Source organism: Asanoa sp. WMMD1127, assembly GCF_029626225.1.
In the GTDB taxonomy this organism is placed as follows: Bacteria; Actinomycetota; Actinomycetes; order Mycobacteriales; family Micromonosporaceae; genus Asanoa.
This window is the reverse complement of the sequence record NZ_JARUBP010000001.1, coordinates 3,884,687-3,899,127: the sequence shown is the minus strand read 5'-3', so window position 1 is coordinate 3,899,127 and position 14,441 is coordinate 3,884,687. Positions and strand designations below refer to the sequence as shown.

Here is a 14,441-nt window from a genome sequence, read left to right as displayed (position 1 = left end):
TCCAGCATTCAGCAGCACGCCGCCGCCCACGGCCGCTTCGGCCAGCTAGGGACGGGTGATGCGCACGGGGCGGGCGAAGAAGGACTCGAGCACCACGATCGTCTCGGTGCCGCCGACGCCGTGCAGCCGGCGCAGCACGTCCTGCAGCTCCACCGTCCCGGTCGTGCGGATCTTGAGCAGCAGCGACGCCGGGCCGGCGATCACGTGCGCCTCCTCGATCTCCTCGATCGCCGCGAGCGCGTCGCGGGTGTCCGCGTCGCCGACCCAGCGCTCGCTGCGCACCAGCACGAACGCCAGCACCGACGCGCCCACGGCCGCCGGGTCGACCTCGATCGTGGTGCGCCGGATGACGCCGCGTTCACGCAGCTTGCGTACCCGATCATGGGTGGCCGCCGTAGACAGGCCCGCGGCGGCCGCCAACGCGCTGTAGGGCTGCGCCGCGTCGCGCTGCAGCTCCGCGAGCAGAATGGCATCCGCCTGGTCCATCCGAACTCCATCCCATCTTCCGCCGACAACACCGAACAGGATACGGTACGCGCATGCTTACGCCATACGACGTTCGACGCGAGGTGGACCGGGTGCCGGCTCGCTTCGAGCCGCTCGACGACCGGTTCGGCCGCACCGACGGCGACGCGTTCCTGGAGCGGCTCTTCGCCAACGGCCGCTGGACCGAGGGCCCGGCCTACTTCCCGGCGGGCCGCTACCTGGTGTTCAGCGACATCCCCAACGACCGCCTGCTGCGCTGGGACGAGGCGACGGGAGCGGTCGGCGCGCTGCGGCAGCCGGCCGGCTACACCAACGGGCACACCGTCGACCGGGCCGGCCGGCTGGTGAGCTGCGAGCAGGGCCACCGGCGGGTCACCCGCACCGAGCCCGACGGCACGATCACCGTCCTCGCCGATCGTTATCAGGGCAAGCGCTTCAACAGTCCCAACGACGTGGTCGAGCGGGCCGACGGGTCGATCTGGTTCACGGACCCCAGCTACGGGATCACCACCGACTACGAGGGCAACCAGGCCGACCCGGAGCTCGACGGTTGCCACGTCTACCGGATCGACCCGGGTGGCGAGGTGCGGCTGGTCGCCGGCGACTTCGAACGCCCCAACGGGCTGGCCTTCAGCGCCGACGAGCGGACCCTCTACATCGCCGACACGCGGCGCAAGCACATCCGGCGGTTCGCGGTCGGCGACGGCGCCGAGCTGACCGGCGGCGAGGTGTTCGCCACGTGCGACAACGGCTCCTTCGACGGGCTGCGGGTCGACGCCAAGGGCCGGGTCTGGGCCGCCGCGCACGACGGCCTGCACTGCTTCTCCCCCGACGACGGCGGCCTGCTCGGCAAGCTGCTGGTGCCCGAGATCGTCAGCAACTTGACGTTCGGCGGCCCGCAGCGCAACCACCTCTTCATCACCGCGACCACGTCGGTCTACACGCTGCGGGTCAACTTCACCGGCGTGCGCTACCCGAGATAGCCGAGATAGTTCCGGGCGACGGGCGCCAGCAGGACGTACGCCGCCGCCAGCCCGACCAGGCCCATCACCGGCGCGACCAGCCAGCGTTCCACCGGACCGCCGGCCCGGAAGCGCATCCAGCGCGGTGTGCCGACCGTGCGCCAGGTGCACCCACGGACCCGGGCCGGCCAGAACAGCGGGCTGCCCCAGTGGGTCAGCGAGTCACCGAGCGAGTGCGCCAGCGTGCCCCAGCCGGCCGCCAGGCCCACCCACCACCAGCTCGCGCCGGGCTCGGCGACCTCGCGCACGGTCACCGCGACGACGACGGCGGCGATCAGCGAGCCGAGGGCCGCCGAGTATTTCCGGGCCCGGCGGCCGCGGATCCGCCCCGGGATCAGCGCGTCGACGATCTCAGAACGGGTGTTGGGCCGCAGGGCGGTGTGGGTGGCCAGCCAGACGGCGAAGCCGACGATCACGATGCTGGTGGTCACGCCCCACAGCCGGCCCGCCAGCGCGGCCAGCACGGTGACGCCCAGGGCGAACGGCACCGTGTGCGTGATCAGCCGGTGCCCACCCTGGCCGGGCCGCCGTTCGCAGTGGTCGCAGGTCGCCTTGCCGAACGCGGCCGCGGCGTCGGAGACGCCCCGCGAGATCAGCCGGGTGATCGGGCCGAGGGTGCGCGACACCGTCGAGCCCGGGTGGTCGATGTCGGGCAGCAGCGCGAACCCGCCGGCCACGGCCGCACCGGCCACGATCGACAGTGGCGACACCGCCTGCCCGGCCGCCACGAGCCCGGCACAACCGCCCAACCAACCCACCGCTCCGGAGAGCGCGTGCGACTTGCCCATCATGGACTCAGTATCGGCGGGCCGCGCCAACGCCCCGGACCACGACACACGTGAGACCTTTTACAGCGCCGTTGACATGGAACGACGCGCTGCCTAGCTTCCGGGCTGTGATCAGGACCAGGGCCGCCGTGCTCGAGGAGAGCGGCCGCGCCAGGCCGTACGCCGAGAGCCGCCCGCTCACCGTCGGCGATCTCGACCTGCGCCCGCCCGGGCCCGGCGAGGTGCTCGTGCGGGTCGCGGCGGCCGGTCTCTGCCACTCCGACCTGTCGGTCGTCGACGGCTCGCGCCCACGGCCGGTGCCGATGGTGCTCGGCCACGAGGCGGCCGGCGTGGTGACCGAGGTGGGCCCGGGCGTACGCGGCCTGCGACCCGACGACCATGTCGTGTTCGCGTTCGTGCCGGCGTGCGGCGGCTGTCCGCCGTGCCAGTCCGGGCGGCCGGCGCTCTGCGAGCCGGGCGCCGCCGCCAACACGGCCGGCACGCTGCTCTCCGGCCGGCGGCCGTTCGCGCGGGCCGGCCGCGACCTGCACCACCACCTCGGCGTGTCCGCGTTCAGCACGCACACGGTCGCGGCGGCGGAGTCGGTCGTGCGGGTCGACCGTTCGCTCGCGCTGGACACGGCCGCGCTGTTCGGCTGCGCGCTGCTCACGGGCGTCGGTGCGGTCGTCAACACCGCTCAGGCCCGCCCCGGGACGGCGGCGGTGGTGTTCGGCCTCGGCGGCGTCGGCCTGGCTGCGGTGATGGGCGCCCGGGCGGCGGGTTGCCACCCGATCGTCGCCGTGGATCCGGTGACGACCAAGCACGCGGTCGCCCGGGCGGCCGGCGCGACGCACGCCCTCGCCGGCGGGCCGGACCTCGTCGCCGAGGTCGGCGATCTGACCCTGGGTGGCGGCGACGTCGTGATCGAGGCCGTCGGCAGCGCGGCGGTGCTCGCGACCGCCTACGCCGCCACCCGCCGAGGCGGGACCACGGTCACCGTGGGTTTGCCCGACCCGCGGCAGACGCTGTCGATCCCGGCGGTCTCGTTGACGGCCGAGGAGCGCACGCTGCGCGGCTCCTACCTCGGCGGCGCGGTGCCCCGCCGCGACATCCCGCGCTACGTCGCCCTCTATCAGGCCGGCCTTCTCCCCGCCGACCTGCTGCTCGGCGGTCGACTACGGCTGGACGACATCAACGCGGGCTTCGACCTGCTCGCCACCGGCGCGACGACGCGCCAGGTGGTCGTGTTCTAGTCGGGTTCCCAGCGCGCCGGGTCGCGGGTCAAGCCCAGCAGGTAGGTGACCGAGCAGGTCAGGACCGCCGCGAGGTCGGGCAGTTTGCCCAGGTCGAGTCGCCGGCCGTTCTCCATCGCGCTCACCGTGCGGTTGGTGAGCGCCAGGCCGCGCTGGGCCAGCAGACCGGCCAGGTCGGACTGGGTGAGATCGAGTTGGCGCCGCCGCTCGCGGATCCGCCGGGCGCAGATCCACGCGCGTTCGGCGGTGCGGTCAGTCGACAGGTCGTCCGGCGCGCTCACGGGCCATCGCCGCCTTCCACAACGGAGGGTTGGCGGGACCCAAGTTTTCGCGGCATCGCGGAGTGCCGCAAGCGGTGACCGCCCTGGTCATCCGTGCGGGTGAACGACTGTCCGGGCGACACGGCGGAGCGGTCTTGAGCGATCGACGGAGGCCGGCATATGCTGGCCGAAACGGCCGACATGATCGCTTTTGCCCGACCAAGCCAGACCCCAGCTCCGCACCACCACGCGCTGCCCCGTGGGACCACCGCCGCCCACCAAAGAATCCGAGGTGCCGCAGCGCTCATGGACATCGACTCGGCGCGGACCATCGCCGACACCGTCCTGCGTGCCGGGCCGGTCCTCCGGCCCTACCGTGCCGCCGGCCAGCGCGATCCGAGCCGCTGGCAGTTCGGCCTCCTGATGCCGGCCGACCGCTCGGCCGCCGACGAGTCGCTGTCGGCCACCGCGCAGACCGAGTGCCTGGTCGAGGCCGGCGACCACGTCCGGCTCACCGTGCTGCTCCGGTTCCTCCAGGTGCGCCGGCGCAGCGTCTACCGCTGGCTGCCCGACCACGGCCGGTTCAAGCCGGTCGGCTCCCTCGAGGTCGACGGCGCCGCGGTCCCGTCCTGGGACGAGCCCGTCGAGCACGAGGTCTGCCTGGAGATGGACGGCCCGATGCTGCGCGGCCACGGCGCCCGGCACACCGTGCGGGTGCCCGGCGGCTTCGACCGCCGCGAGCTGCACGACGCCCGCGGCGCGCTGGTCGGGCAGGTGGTCCGGCACCGGCGACCGCTGTGCGCGATGCTCAACGTGAGCGCCCAGCCCGTGCCCGCGCCGCATCCGGCGCTCCGGCTGCGGGTCTGGGTGGAGAACCGCACCCGCGCGGGCGCCGACGGCCACGAGGTCGCGCTGACCACAGCGCTGGTCGCCAGCCATCTGATCCTGTCCATCGAGGACGGCTCCTTCGTGTCCATGGTGGATCCGCCCGCCTGGGCCGCCGACGCGGCCGAGAGCTGCGCCAACGTCGGGCTCTGGCCCGTGCTCGCCGGCCCGCCCGGCCGGCACGACACCCTGCTGGCCACCCCGCGCATCCTCCGCGACCACCCCGGCGACCTGCTCGACAGCGCGGTCGACGAACTGCTCCAACTGCGCAACCTCGCCGGCTGAGCGGGCGTGCCAGCAGCGCTCCGTCGCTACCGCGACCTGCTCCGGACGCCCGGCGTCGGGCGGGTCGCGGTGCCGTCGGTGATCGGCCGCCTGCCCACCGGCATGCTCACCCTGCTGTTCGTGCTGGTGGTCGCGGCCGGCACGGGCTCATACGGCGCCGCCGGGTTGGCCACCGCGGCCAACTCGGCGCTGACCGCGGTCGTCGGTCCGGTGCTGGGCCGGCTGGCCGACCGCGGCCGGGCGGTGGGCGTGCTGGTCTGGTGCGGCCTCGCCCAGGCGGCCCTGTTGGTCGGCCTCGTGCTCGCCCTGCGGGCCGGCGGATCCGCGTGGCTGGCCGTGGTGCTGGCCGGGCTGGCCGGCGCGGTGAACCCGCCGATCGACCCCGTCACGCGCGCCGTGCTGCCGCGGATCGCCCCGAAGCACGTGCACATGGCGTACGCCCTGGACGCCATCGCGGTCGAGCTGACCTATGTGGTCGGTCCCGCCGTGGTCGGCCTGATCACCGCGCTGGCCGACGCGTACGTGGCGACGCTCGTGGCCGCCGTGGTCACCGCCGCCGGCGCGATCGGCCTGGCCACCGCGGCCCCGGTGCGGCGGGGTTGGCCCGCTCCCCCGGCGCCGGGCCGCCGGCGGGTCAGCCCGGTGCGGTCGGCGGGGATGCTGGTCGTGCTGGCGGTGGCCGGGCTCGCCTCCGTCGCGTACGGGCTGATGGAGGTCGCGATCCCCGCCCACGCCGCCGTCGAGGGCCACGCCGACGAGGCCGGCCTGCTGATCGCGGTGTGGAGCGCGGGCTCGATCGCCGGCGGCCTCTGGTACGCCGGCCGCACGTTCCGCACCCCGCCCTGGCGCCAGTACGGGATCCTGATGCTCGGCAACGTCGCCGGCTTCGGCGTGATCCTGCTCCAGCAGAACCTGTGGACGCTGGCCGTGCTGCTGCTCTTCGCCGGGCTGTTCGTCGCGCCGACCACGACGCTCGAGTTCACGCTGGTCGCCCAGCTGACGCCGGACGAGTCCCGGGCCGAGGCGTTCACCTGGGCCAACACCGCCGTCTACCTGGGCTTCGCGGCCGGCTCGGCGCTGGCCGGCACCGCCCTCGAGCCGGTGCTGGGCACGCCGCACGGCCTGACCGTCGCCGGCGCCTGCGCGGTCGGCGTGGTCGCGGCCGGCGCGGCGGTCGCCTGGGCCGCCCGTGGCACGCTCCGCCCGGCCGGCGCCACGACCGGCTGAGTTCGACCGATCGCCATCGGCGCCGCCCCGGACCGGAGCAGAATCAGGCCTATGAAACTCATCGCCGCGTACCGCCGCGCTCTGGGCCGGTTCGGCGACCAGGTGGCGCGGATCGAGCCCGACCAGTGGTCGCTGCCGACGCCGTGCACCGAGTGGACGGTGCGGGAGCTCGTCAACCACCTCGTCTACGAGGACCGCTGGTCCGTGCCGCTGCTCAACGGGGCGAGCCTGGGCTCGGTGGGCAATCGGTTCGAGGGCGACCTGCTCGGCGCGGACCCGGTGTCGGCGGCCCGGGACGCGGCGGCCGAGTCGGTCGCGGCGGTCACCGCACCGGGCGCCCTCAACCGGACGGTCGAGCTGTCGTTCGGGATGACGCCGGCCGAGGAGTACGTGCGCCAGCTGCTCGCGGACCACCTCGTGCACGGCTGGGACCTGGCCGCGGCGACCGGCGCGGACCGCAACCTCGACACCGACCTCGTGCACGAGGTGGCCGACTGGTTCCCGGCCAACGAGGGCGGCTACCGGGCCAGCGGGGCGATCGGGCCGGCCGTCCCGGTGCCCTCCGACGCGCTGCCGCAGGACCAGTTGATCGCGGCGTTCGGACGCGACCCGAGGTGGGCCTCGCCAGCCTGAGAACCGCTCGCACACGGCGTAACCTGACCGCGTGCGCGCCGTCTACTACGAGGCTTTCGGATCCCCGCCGCGGGTCTGCGAGGTGCCCGACCCGACCCCGCCGGCCGGCGGCGTGGTGATCAGCGTGTCGGTGACCGGGCTGTGCCGCAGCGACTGGCACGGCTGGCGGGGCCACGACCCCGACATCACGACGCCGCACGTGCCGGGCCACGAGTTCGCCGGCGTGGTCACCGCGGTCGGCGCGGGCGTCACCCGCTGGCGAGCGGGCGACCGGGTCACCGTGCCGTTCATCTGCGCCTGCGGGCACTGCGCGAGCTGCCTCGCCGGCGACCAGCAGGTCTGCGAGCACCAGAGCCAGCCGGGTTTCACGCGCTGGGGCTCGTTCGCCGACCTGGTCGCGGTCGAGCACGCCGACGTCAACCTGGTGCGGCTGCCCGACGCGGTCAGCGACGCGGCGGCGGTGAGCCTCGGGTGCCGGTTCGGCACGGCGTTCCGGGCGGTGGTGCACCAGGGCCGGGTCGCGCCCGGCGAGTGGGTCGCGGTGCACGGCTGTGGCGGGGTCGGGCTGTCGGCGGTGATGGTGGCCGCGGCGGCCGGCGCGCGGGTGGTCGCCGTCGACATCGCGCCGCGGGCGCTGGAGCTGGCCGCCCGGGCGGGGGCCAGCGAGGTGCTCGACGCGTCGTCGATCCCCGGCGGGCCGGCCGACGTGGCGGCCGCGGTGCGCGACCGCACCGGCGGCGGGGCCCACCTGTCGCTCGACGCGCTCGGCTCGTCGGTCACCTGCGTCACCTCGATCGAGTGCCTGCGCCGCCGGGGCCGGCACGTGCAGGTGGGGCTGCTGCCGGCGGTGACCGGGCGCCCCGCGCTGCCGATGGACCGGGTCATCGCCTACGAGCTGGAGCTGCTGGGCAGCCACGGGATGCCGGCACACGCGTACCCGGAGATGCTCCGGCTCATCGAGGCCGGCACCCTGCGCCCCGACGAGCTGGTCACCGACGACCTCACCCTCGACGAGGCCCCGGCCGCGCTGATGTCGATGGTCCGCGCCCCGGTCAACGGGATCAGACTGATCCGGCCGGGCGGCTAGAAGCGCCGGACGGACGTGCGTTTGGTGGTCACGCTCTCCAGGGCCATCGTCGTCGGCACCTCGTAGGAGGCGACCTCGGTGCCGGCCGCGTGCGGGCGGAAGGCCCGGCCCGGATCACCGACGTACGCGTCGGCGCCGGCCTTGCGCGCCCGCCGGAGGAAGCCGAACATCCGCGTCGCGAACGCCTGGCTGTAGAAGACGTCGCCGGCCAGCACCACGTCGGCGTCGGCGGGACCGTCGAGGATGTCGGCCCGCTCGGCGGTGACCGGGACGCCGTTGGCGGCCGCGTTGGCGGTGACCGCCGCGATCGCCAGCGGGTCGATGTCGACGGCGCGCACGGAGGCGGCGCCGGCCTTGGCGGCGGCGATGGCCACCAGGCCCGAGCCGCAGGCCACGTCGAGCACCCGGCGGCCGGCGACCACCTCCGGGTTGTCGAGCACGTAGCGGGCCAGCCCCTGCCCGCCGGCCCAGGCGAACGCCCAGAACGGCGGCGGCTGCTCGCTGCGGAACTCGCCCTCGGTCAGCTCCCACAGCCCGATCGGCTCGTCGGCCTGGTGCAGCAGGATCTCCGGCGTCAGCGGCACCGGCGCCAGCCGGGCGTGCAGCCGGACGAACGCGTACACGAGATCGGTCATCAGTCGATGTTCTCCGCCCAGGCCCGCCAGTCGTCGAGCACCCCGTGCAGCGTCGGGGTGAGCCAACCCGGCGCGGACCGGCCGAACACGCCCGGCTCCATCGAGCCGGCGCCGTCGGGCAACACGCCGACCAGGTTGTCGACGAGGTCGCTCAGGTTGGACCAGTGCACGAGCTCCGGCTCGACCGGCCAGGCGCCGAGCACCACGCCCGCGGTGACCGCCCGGCGGGAGAGCGCCTCCAGCGTGAGCGCGATGTGGTTGAGCGTGCCCGAGCCGGCCCTGGCCACCACCACAGCCGGCGCGTCCAGCGAGACGGCCAGGTCCGCCATCGTCCAGGGCTCGCCGGAGGGACGCAGGCCCATCGGCACCAGCAGGCCGCCGGCGCCGTCGACCAGCACCACGTCGTGCTTCTCCGCCTCGGCCCGGACGGCGTCGACGACGGTGTAGAGCTCCAGCGGCTCCTGTTGCGCGATCCGGGCCGCCGTCAGCGGCGCCAGGGGCTCGGCGAACGACGCCAGGGTGCGCGCGGTGGCCGGCGCGGCCAGCAGCCGCACGGTGTCCACGTCGGACAGCTCACCGGTCTGGGCCGGCTTGACCACGGCCACCCGAAGCCCGGCCGCCTGCGCCGCCACCGCCATCGCGGCCGTCGCGATGGTCTTGCCCACCCCGCTGTCGGTGCCGGTGACCAGAACCGGGCCGGTCCACGCGTCGCTCACGCCGCGCACTTCACCACAATTGCCGACGCCTGGTCAAAAAGTCAGTCGTCGAGGTCTTCGGCGAGCAGGTCGAGCAGCACCCCGTCGTGGAACGTGCCGTCCGGCCCGCGCTCGTAGCGGCGCAGCACGCCGACGCGCTTGAAGCCCACCTTCTCGTAGGCCCGGATCGCCGCCGCGTTGGCCGCCGCCGGGTCGATCACCAGTCGGTGGTGGCCCTCGGTGCGCACGAGGTGCCGCGCCATGGTGCGCACCGCGTCGGTGCCGATGCCCTTACCGTGCACGGTCGGCTCGAGGTAGATGTCCATGCCGGCGTGCCGGTACATGGGGTCCTCTTCCTCGTAGGTCTGCACCGCGCCGACCGTGTGCCCCTCGAACTCGATGACGAAGGTGCGCTCGAGGTCCTCGGCGACCGCCGCCGGATAGTCGTCCTCGTCACCCCACCACCGGGTGACCTCGGGCGCGGAGCGGATCACCGACAGTGGGGCGATGTCGGCATCGGTCGCCGAGCGGAGGATCACCAGGGCGCCGGTCAACGTCGTCATCCTGGAAAGGCTAATCCGCGGTACGCCGCCCGCGCGCCCGATTTCCGCCCGGCCGCGCCCCGTGCACGTTTGCCGCACGACACCCGTTTCCGCCACACCGGCGAGTGCCGCCACACGGTGGTACCAGCCCCTTCGACCTTTCGGCCGGGACGCATAGGTGTTATCGGGCATTAGACTTTTAGCTGTCCGTGGAGCCGCGCGCGACTACGCGCAGCGGAGGACACGAGGGGGCGGATGTGGGCGCATCCGCCCCCTTATCTATGCCTGAAACACCTCGCGGGCGCGACGCCGAACCAGCGTCGCGCCCGCGAGGAAGGGCCCCTTCCCGCCGTCCCACGGGAAGGGACCCGGACCCATCCCCTACCCCCGGCGTCCCCGGGCCTGCACCAGAACCGGTTCCGTCGGAGCCTTGCCCGGCGTCAGGTCGACGCCGGAGTCCGTTGGCCGCCCTGCAGCGGCACCGCCACGCTGGCCACCGCGCCGTCGCGCCGCACCGGCACCACGTGCCCGAGCCGGCGCAGCGTGCGTTCGAGGCCGGGGTTTCCGGCGCCCGTATGCGCGAGCACGGCCGCGCTGCCGAGCCGCTCGGCGCGGGCGAAGGCCCGCCGCACGAGGGCGGTGCCCACGCCCCGGCGCTGCCAGCCGTCCTCGACGATCACCGACAGCTCGGCCAGTGAGCCCTCCACGACCAGGTTGGCCATCGCGACGACGGAGGTGGCCTCGGGGCCGGCGGCGACCAGCGTCTGCACGCGGCCCGCGTCGAGCAGCCGGGCGAGCTGGGCGGGGGTCGGCACGCCGTCGCCCGTCAGGTATCGGCTGCGCCGGGTGGCCGGCGAGCAGCGCTCGTGCATGGCCATCAGCGCCGCCAGGTCGTCCGGGGTGGCCGGGCGCAGGGTGATCTCCGCGCCGTCCGGGAGCAGCAGGGTGCCGGTGTCGGCCGCCCGGGCCGCCGCGGCCGCCGCCACCTCGACCAGCGCCTGCGCGCGGGCGTACTCGGCGGGCGTGAACCCCGGCGCCGTCCGGACCACGTCGTAGCGCCCACCGGTCGGGTCCGGCAGCGCCATCGAGCCGGCCCGCATGCCGGGGCGGATCGGGCCGGCCGGCCGCCAGGTGACCGTGTCGGCGTCGAGCAGGGCCCGCAGCGCGTCGCCGAGCGCGTCCGGGTCGCGGACCAGCCGGGCGGCCAACCCGAGCGCCCGGGTCGGCTCGTCGGCCAGCCCCTCCGCCTCGGCGGGAACGATCCACGCGTCGCGACCGCGGCCCCGCTCGACCGCGGTCCGCAGGTCGGCCTCGGTCATCGAGCCGGGCGCGTCGACCAGGAAGTCGTCGACCGCGCCGGCCTCGGTGGTGTGCACCTGGACGGCGAGGATGTTGACCGCCTTGAGCGCGAGGCTCGCGGTCAGCACGGAGAGGAAGCCCGGACGGTCGTCGACCGTCGCGCGGATCCGCCAGAGTGTCATGCCGTCCTCCTTCCTGTAGTCGTCGGTGGTTCAGGCCGCGGCGACCGGTGGCGCGGCGACCAGGTCGAGCCGGTCGCCCAGGATCACCGCCGCCGCGCGGACCAGCTGGGCCAGTCGGTCGACCTCGCTGACGTGGAACGCGGCGGCGGGCAGTTCGTCGCCGGCGCCGCGGGCCGCCACCAGCACCAGGCCCGCCCGGCCGAACGGCGCGGCCGCGTACCTGAGGTCGCCGGGGCCGTCCATCGGTCGGGCCCGCAGCGGGGTGACCTCGGGGAGGCGCAGGGGGTCCGGCGCCCGCCAGCTCGCACAGGCGACCGCCGGGGGCACGCCCGGCGCCGAGCCGGTCCGGGCCGCCCAGTCGGCCGGCACCACGGCGGCGGCCGCCCAGTCCGCGGCGAGCAGCCCCGGCACGGCGTCGACCAGGGTGGCCAGCCCGTCGGCCGGGTTGGCGGCGAGTTGGCCGAGCAGCTCCGCGTCGTGGCCGCTGGTGGTGGGCGCGCCGATCGCCCGCCAGATGCCGTCGACGTGCACGCCCGGTATCGCGCCGAGTCCGGCGCGCAGGCGTTCCAACCGGTTGCTGCCCGGCCACACGACGGTGAAGTCGTCGACGGCCCGGCCACCCAGCCGTTCCAGCACGACCACCTGGACGATGTCGGCACCGGCGACGCCCAGCGTGCGCGCCACCTGACCGAGCGCTCCAGGGCGGTCCGGCAGGGTCACCCGCAGCCGCAACAACATCCCGTCTCCCTCGCTCGCGTTGGGTACCAGCCTGCGGGTTGACCATTTCGTCCCTGTTGCCGAGCCGTGTCTCGACAGCTACAACCTCGGCTTGACACCGTGAACGGCGTGCCCTCAACTGTTCAGATGACCTCGGAGGGGCCGGCTGGGCTCGATCTGCGTAGTCTGTCCGGCTACCTGGGCACCCCCGTGTCCGCGACCCTGATCCCGGGCGGCCGCTCCAACCTCACCTACCACGTGGTGGCCGGTGGCGAGGACCTCGTGCTCCGCCGCCCGCCCCTGGGCCACGTGCTCGCCACCGCGCACGACATGGGTCGCGAGTTCCGGGTGATCTCCGCGCTGGCCGGCACGCCGGTGCCCGTACCCGAGGCGATCCGGTTCTGTCCCGACGACTCGGTGATCGGCGCGCCGTTCTATCTGATGCGCCGGGTCGACGGCGCCGTGTTCCGCAGCCGCGCCCAGACCGACCCGCTCGGCGAGGCGCGGCGGCGCGACCTGGCGCACGCGATGATGGACACGCTCGCGGCCCTGCACACCGTCAAGCCCGACGAGGTGGGGCTCGGCGGCTTCGGCCGGCCCGACGGTTTCCTGGCGCGCCAGGTCAAGCGGTGGAGCGGGCAGCTCGACAAGTCCCGCAGCCGGCCGTTGCCCGATGTCGACGCGCTGCGCGACCGGCTGGCGGCGACGATCCCCGACCCGGTCGGACCCGGCGCGATCGTGCACGGCGACTACCGGCTCGACAACCTGATCGTCGCGCCCGACGGCGGCGCGATCCGGGCGGTGCTCGACTGGGAGATGGCCACGCTCGGCGACCCGCTGACCGATCTGGGCCTGCTGCTGACCTACTGGGACGTGCTCGGCGGTCCGGCGGCGGCCGGGGCCGCGGGCGTCGTCTCCGACGGGCTGGGGCCGCGGGCCGGCTTCCCGACCGGCGCCGAGCTGATCGACCGCTACGTCGCCGCGGGTGGCGTCGACGTGGGCCCCCTCGACTGGCACGTGGCGCTCGGCTGCTTCAAGCTGGCCGTGATCGCCGAAGGGATCTACTACCGATTCACGCTCGGCCAGACGGTCGGCGAGGGCTTCGAGCGGTTCGCCGACATGGCCGCGCCGCTCACCTCGTACGGGCTGGCCGCACTCTCATCCGTGGAGGGCTGATGGACTTCGGGTTCGATCAACGCACCGGCGAGCTGCACGAGGCGGTCAACGACTTCCTCATCGAGCGGGTCTATCCGGCCGAGGCGGTCTTCGCGGAGCAGGTCGCGCAGGCCGACAACCCGTGGACCCGGCCGCCGGTGATCGACGAGCTCAAGGCCGAGGCCCGCCGGCGCGGCCTGTGGAACCTGTTCCTGCCCGGCGCGCGCGGGGCCGGCCTGACCAACCTGCAGTACGCGCCGCTGGCCGAGCTGCTGGGTCGCAGCCCACACATCGCGCCGGAGGCGCTCAACTGCGCCGCCCCCGACACCGGCAACATGGAGCTGCTGGCCGAGTTCGGGTCGCCGGAGCAGCAGGACCGCTGGCTCACGCCGTTGCTGGAGGGCACGATCCGGTCGGCGTTCTGCATGACCGAGCCCGAGGTGGCGTCGTCGGACGCGACCAACATCGCGACGACCATCCGCCGCGACGGCGACTCCTACGTGGTCGACGGCCGCAAGTGGTGGTCGTCGGGTGCCATGGACCCGCGCTGCGAGATCTTCATCGTGATGGGCAAGACGGACCCCGACGCCGAGCGGCACAAGCAGCAGAGCATGATCCTCGTGCCCAGGGACACGCCGGGTGTGACCGTGCTGCGGGGCATGACCGTGTTCGGCTTCACCGACGGCACCCACGGCGGGCATGCGGAGATCACCTTCGACGGCGTACGCGTGCCGGCTTCGCATCTGATCGCCGCCGAGGGTGACGGTTTCGGCATCGCCCAGGCCCGGCTCGGCCCCGGCCGGATCCACCACTGCATGCGGCTGATCGGCATGGCGGAGCGGGCGCTGGAGCTGCTGTGCTCCCGGGTGGCGTCGCGCGAGGCGTTCGGCAAGCCGCTGGCCGAGCAGGGCGTGGTGCGCGACTGGATCGCCGAGTCGCGGGTCCGGATCGAGCAGGCCCGACTGCTGGTGCTCAAGACCGCCTGGCTGATGGACACGGTGGGCAACAAGGGCGCGCACACGGAGATCCAGGCGATCAAGATCGCGACGCCGTCGATGGCCGAGTGGGTGATCGACAAGGCGATCCAGGCCCACGGCGCCGCCGGGGTCAGCCAGGACACCCCGCTGGCCGCGCTCTGGACGTCAGCCCGCACGCTGCGCCTGGCCGACGGCCCGGACGAGGTGCACCGGGCGTCGCTGGCCCGCCGCGAGCTGCGGAAGTGGTCGGTGGCTTAGGGCCTCGCGGTGGATCAGGGCGGTGGTCCGGCGAGGTCCGCCGGACAGGCCTCGCACGGCGGCCGGGCAGGTGGCC

The 14,441-nt window shown here is 74.4% G+C and carries 16 protein-coding genes; 8 read left to right on the top strand and 8 right to left on the bottom strand.

Going from position 1 to position 14,441, the window contains the following annotated elements:
* Positions 1–45 precede the first annotated feature (45 nt).
* Positions 46–486 (bottom strand): Lrp/AsnC family transcriptional regulator, encoded by a 441-nt coding sequence (locus O7635_RS18635; protein ID WP_278081709.1) that lies wholly within the window; start codon positions 484–486, stop codon positions 46–48.
* Between the two features lie 53 nt (positions 487–539).
* On the opposite strand from O7635_RS18635, the gene O7635_RS18630 reads away from it, so the two are divergent.
* Positions 540–1,469, top strand: coding sequence for an SMP-30/gluconolactonase/LRE family protein (locus O7635_RS18630; protein ID WP_278081708.1), 930 nt, complete (start codon positions 540–542; stop codon positions 1,467–1,469).
* Here O7635_RS18630 and O7635_RS18625 read toward each other — a convergent pair.
* Positions 1,457–2,299 (bottom strand): metal-dependent hydrolase, encoded by an 843-nt coding sequence (locus tag O7635_RS18625; RefSeq protein WP_278081707.1) that lies wholly within the window; start codon positions 2,297–2,299, stop codon positions 1,457–1,459. The two genes, O7635_RS18630 and O7635_RS18625, sit on opposite strands and share 13 nt — an antisense overlap.
* A gap of 104 nt (positions 2,300–2,403) precedes the next feature.
* Between O7635_RS18625 and O7635_RS18620 the strand changes: the two genes are divergently transcribed.
* Positions 2,404–3,528, top strand: a complete 1,125-nt coding sequence (locus tag O7635_RS18620) for a zinc-binding dehydrogenase (RefSeq protein WP_278081706.1) — start codon at positions 2,404–2,406, stop codon at positions 3,526–3,528.
* On the opposite strand, the gene O7635_RS18615 is transcribed toward O7635_RS18620, so the two are convergent.
* A complete protein-coding gene (locus tag O7635_RS18615) occupies positions 3,525–3,809 on the bottom strand; it encodes a helix-turn-helix transcriptional regulator (RefSeq protein ID WP_278081705.1) in 285 nt (94 codons plus the stop codon). The genes O7635_RS18620 and O7635_RS18615 overlap by 4 nt on opposite strands.
* A 285-nt stretch (positions 3,810–4,094) precedes the next feature.
* Between O7635_RS18615 and O7635_RS18610 the strand changes: the two genes are divergently transcribed.
* The 4 genes from O7635_RS18610 to O7635_RS18595 are packed head-to-tail and all read left to right on the top strand — an operon-like array spanning position 4,095 to position 7,905.
* The gene (locus O7635_RS18610) at positions 4,095–4,958 is read left to right on the top strand and encodes a hypothetical protein (protein ID WP_278081704.1); all 864 of its coding nucleotides are present in this window, start codon (positions 4,095–4,097) and stop codon (positions 4,956–4,958) included.
* Between the two features lie 6 nt (positions 4,959–4,964).
* Complete coding sequence (locus O7635_RS18605) at positions 4,965–6,185, top strand: MFS transporter (protein ID WP_278081703.1); 1,221 nt, start codon at positions 4,965–4,967, stop codon at positions 6,183–6,185.
* A gap of 51 nt (positions 6,186–6,236) precedes the next feature.
* Positions 6,237–6,818, top strand: a complete 582-nt coding sequence (locus tag O7635_RS18600) for a TIGR03086 family metal-binding protein (protein ID WP_278081702.1) — start codon at positions 6,237–6,239, stop codon at positions 6,816–6,818.
* 31 nt (positions 6,819–6,849) lie between these two features.
* Positions 6,850–7,905, top strand: a complete 1,056-nt coding sequence (locus tag O7635_RS18595; protein ID WP_278081701.1) for a zinc-dependent alcohol dehydrogenase family protein — start codon at positions 6,850–6,852, stop codon at positions 7,903–7,905.
* Here the strand turns inward: O7635_RS18595 and O7635_RS18590 are convergent.
* The 5 genes from O7635_RS18590 to O7635_RS18570 all read right to left on the bottom strand — a co-directional run bounded on the left by O7635_RS18590 (position 7,902) and on the right by O7635_RS18570 (position 11,996).
* Complete coding sequence (locus O7635_RS18590; RefSeq protein WP_278081700.1) at positions 7,902–8,540, bottom strand: 50S ribosomal protein L11 methyltransferase; 639 nt, start codon at positions 8,538–8,540, stop codon at positions 7,902–7,904. The two genes, O7635_RS18595 and O7635_RS18590, sit on opposite strands and share 4 nt — an antisense overlap.
* Complete coding sequence (bioD, locus tag O7635_RS18585) at positions 8,540–9,265, bottom strand: dethiobiotin synthase (RefSeq protein WP_278081699.1); 726 nt, start codon at positions 9,263–9,265, stop codon at positions 8,540–8,542. Before bioD ends, O7635_RS18590 begins: the two co-directional genes overlap by 1 nt.
* Before the next feature lie 32 nt (positions 9,266–9,297).
* Positions 9,298–9,798, bottom strand: coding sequence for a GNAT family protein (locus O7635_RS18580; RefSeq protein ID WP_278081698.1), 501 nt, complete (start codon positions 9,796–9,798; stop codon positions 9,298–9,300).
* A 419-nt stretch (positions 9,799–10,217) separates the two neighbouring features.
* Positions 10,218–11,258 carry a GNAT family N-acetyltransferase gene (locus O7635_RS18575; RefSeq protein ID WP_278081697.1) on the bottom strand — a complete coding sequence of 347 codons (1,041 nt, stop codon included), beginning with the start codon at positions 11,256–11,258 and terminating at the stop codon, positions 10,218–10,220.
* Positions 11,259–11,288: 30 nt separating this feature from the next.
* On the bottom strand, positions 11,289–11,996 hold the full coding sequence (locus O7635_RS18570) for an amino acid-binding protein (protein ID WP_278081696.1): 708 nt from the start codon (positions 11,994–11,996) through the stop codon (positions 11,289–11,291).
* Between the two features lie 126 nt (positions 11,997–12,122).
* Here O7635_RS18570 and O7635_RS18565 point away from each other — a divergent pair, with 126 nt between their 5' ends.
* Together O7635_RS18565 and O7635_RS18560 are read left to right on the top strand one after the other, a co-directional pair.
* Positions 12,123–13,151 carry a phosphotransferase family protein gene (locus tag O7635_RS18565; RefSeq protein ID WP_278085524.1) on the top strand — a complete coding sequence of 343 codons (1,029 nt, stop codon included), beginning with the start codon at positions 12,123–12,125 and terminating at the stop codon, positions 13,149–13,151.
* Complete coding sequence (locus tag O7635_RS18560) at positions 13,151–14,365, top strand: acyl-CoA dehydrogenase family protein (RefSeq protein WP_278081695.1); 1,215 nt, start codon at positions 13,151–13,153, stop codon at positions 14,363–14,365. The genes O7635_RS18565 and O7635_RS18560 overlap by 1 nt, the downstream gene beginning before the upstream one ends.
* Positions 14,366–14,441 lie beyond the last annotated feature (76 nt).

What these genes read in the sequence shown, in the direction of transcription:
- O7635_RS18635 (WP_278081709.1), bottom strand. Translation starts at nt 486, where the DNA reads ATGGACCAGGCGGATGCCATTCTGCTCGCGGAGCTGCAGCGCGACGCG.
- O7635_RS18630 (WP_278081708.1), top strand. Translation starts at nt 540, where the DNA reads ATGCTTACGCCATACGACGTTCGACGCGAGGTGGACCGGGTGCCGGCT.
- O7635_RS18625 (WP_278081707.1), bottom strand. Translation starts at nt 2,299, where the DNA reads ATGATGGGCAAGTCGCACGCGCTCTCCGGAGCGGTGGGTTGGTTGGGC.
- O7635_RS18610 (WP_278081704.1), top strand. Translation starts at nt 4,095, where the DNA reads ATGGACATCGACTCGGCGCGGACCATCGCCGACACCGTCCTGCGTGCC.
- O7635_RS18600 (WP_278081702.1), top strand. Translation starts at nt 6,237, where the DNA reads ATGAAACTCATCGCCGCGTACCGCCGCGCTCTGGGCCGGTTCGGCGAC.
- O7635_RS18590 (WP_278081700.1), bottom strand. Translation starts at nt 8,540, where the DNA reads ATGACCGATCTCGTGTACGCGTTCGTCCGGCTGCACGCCCGGCTGGCG.
- O7635_RS18580 (WP_278081698.1), bottom strand. Translation starts at nt 9,798, where the DNA reads ATGACGACGTTGACCGGCGCCCTGGTGATCCTCCGCTCGGCGACCGAT.
- O7635_RS18575 (WP_278081697.1), bottom strand. Translation starts at nt 11,258, where the DNA reads ATGACACTCTGGCGGATCCGCGCGACGGTCGACGACCGTCCGGGCTTC.
- O7635_RS18570 (WP_278081696.1), bottom strand. Translation starts at nt 11,996, where the DNA reads ATGTTGTTGCGGCTGCGGGTGACCCTGCCGGACCGCCCTGGAGCGCTC.
- O7635_RS18565 (WP_278085524.1), top strand. Translation starts at nt 12,123, where the DNA reads ATGACCTCGGAGGGGCCGGCTGGGCTCGATCTGCGTAGTCTGTCCGGC.
- O7635_RS18560 (WP_278081695.1), top strand. Translation starts at nt 13,151, where the DNA reads ATGGACTTCGGGTTCGATCAACGCACCGGCGAGCTGCACGAGGCGGTC.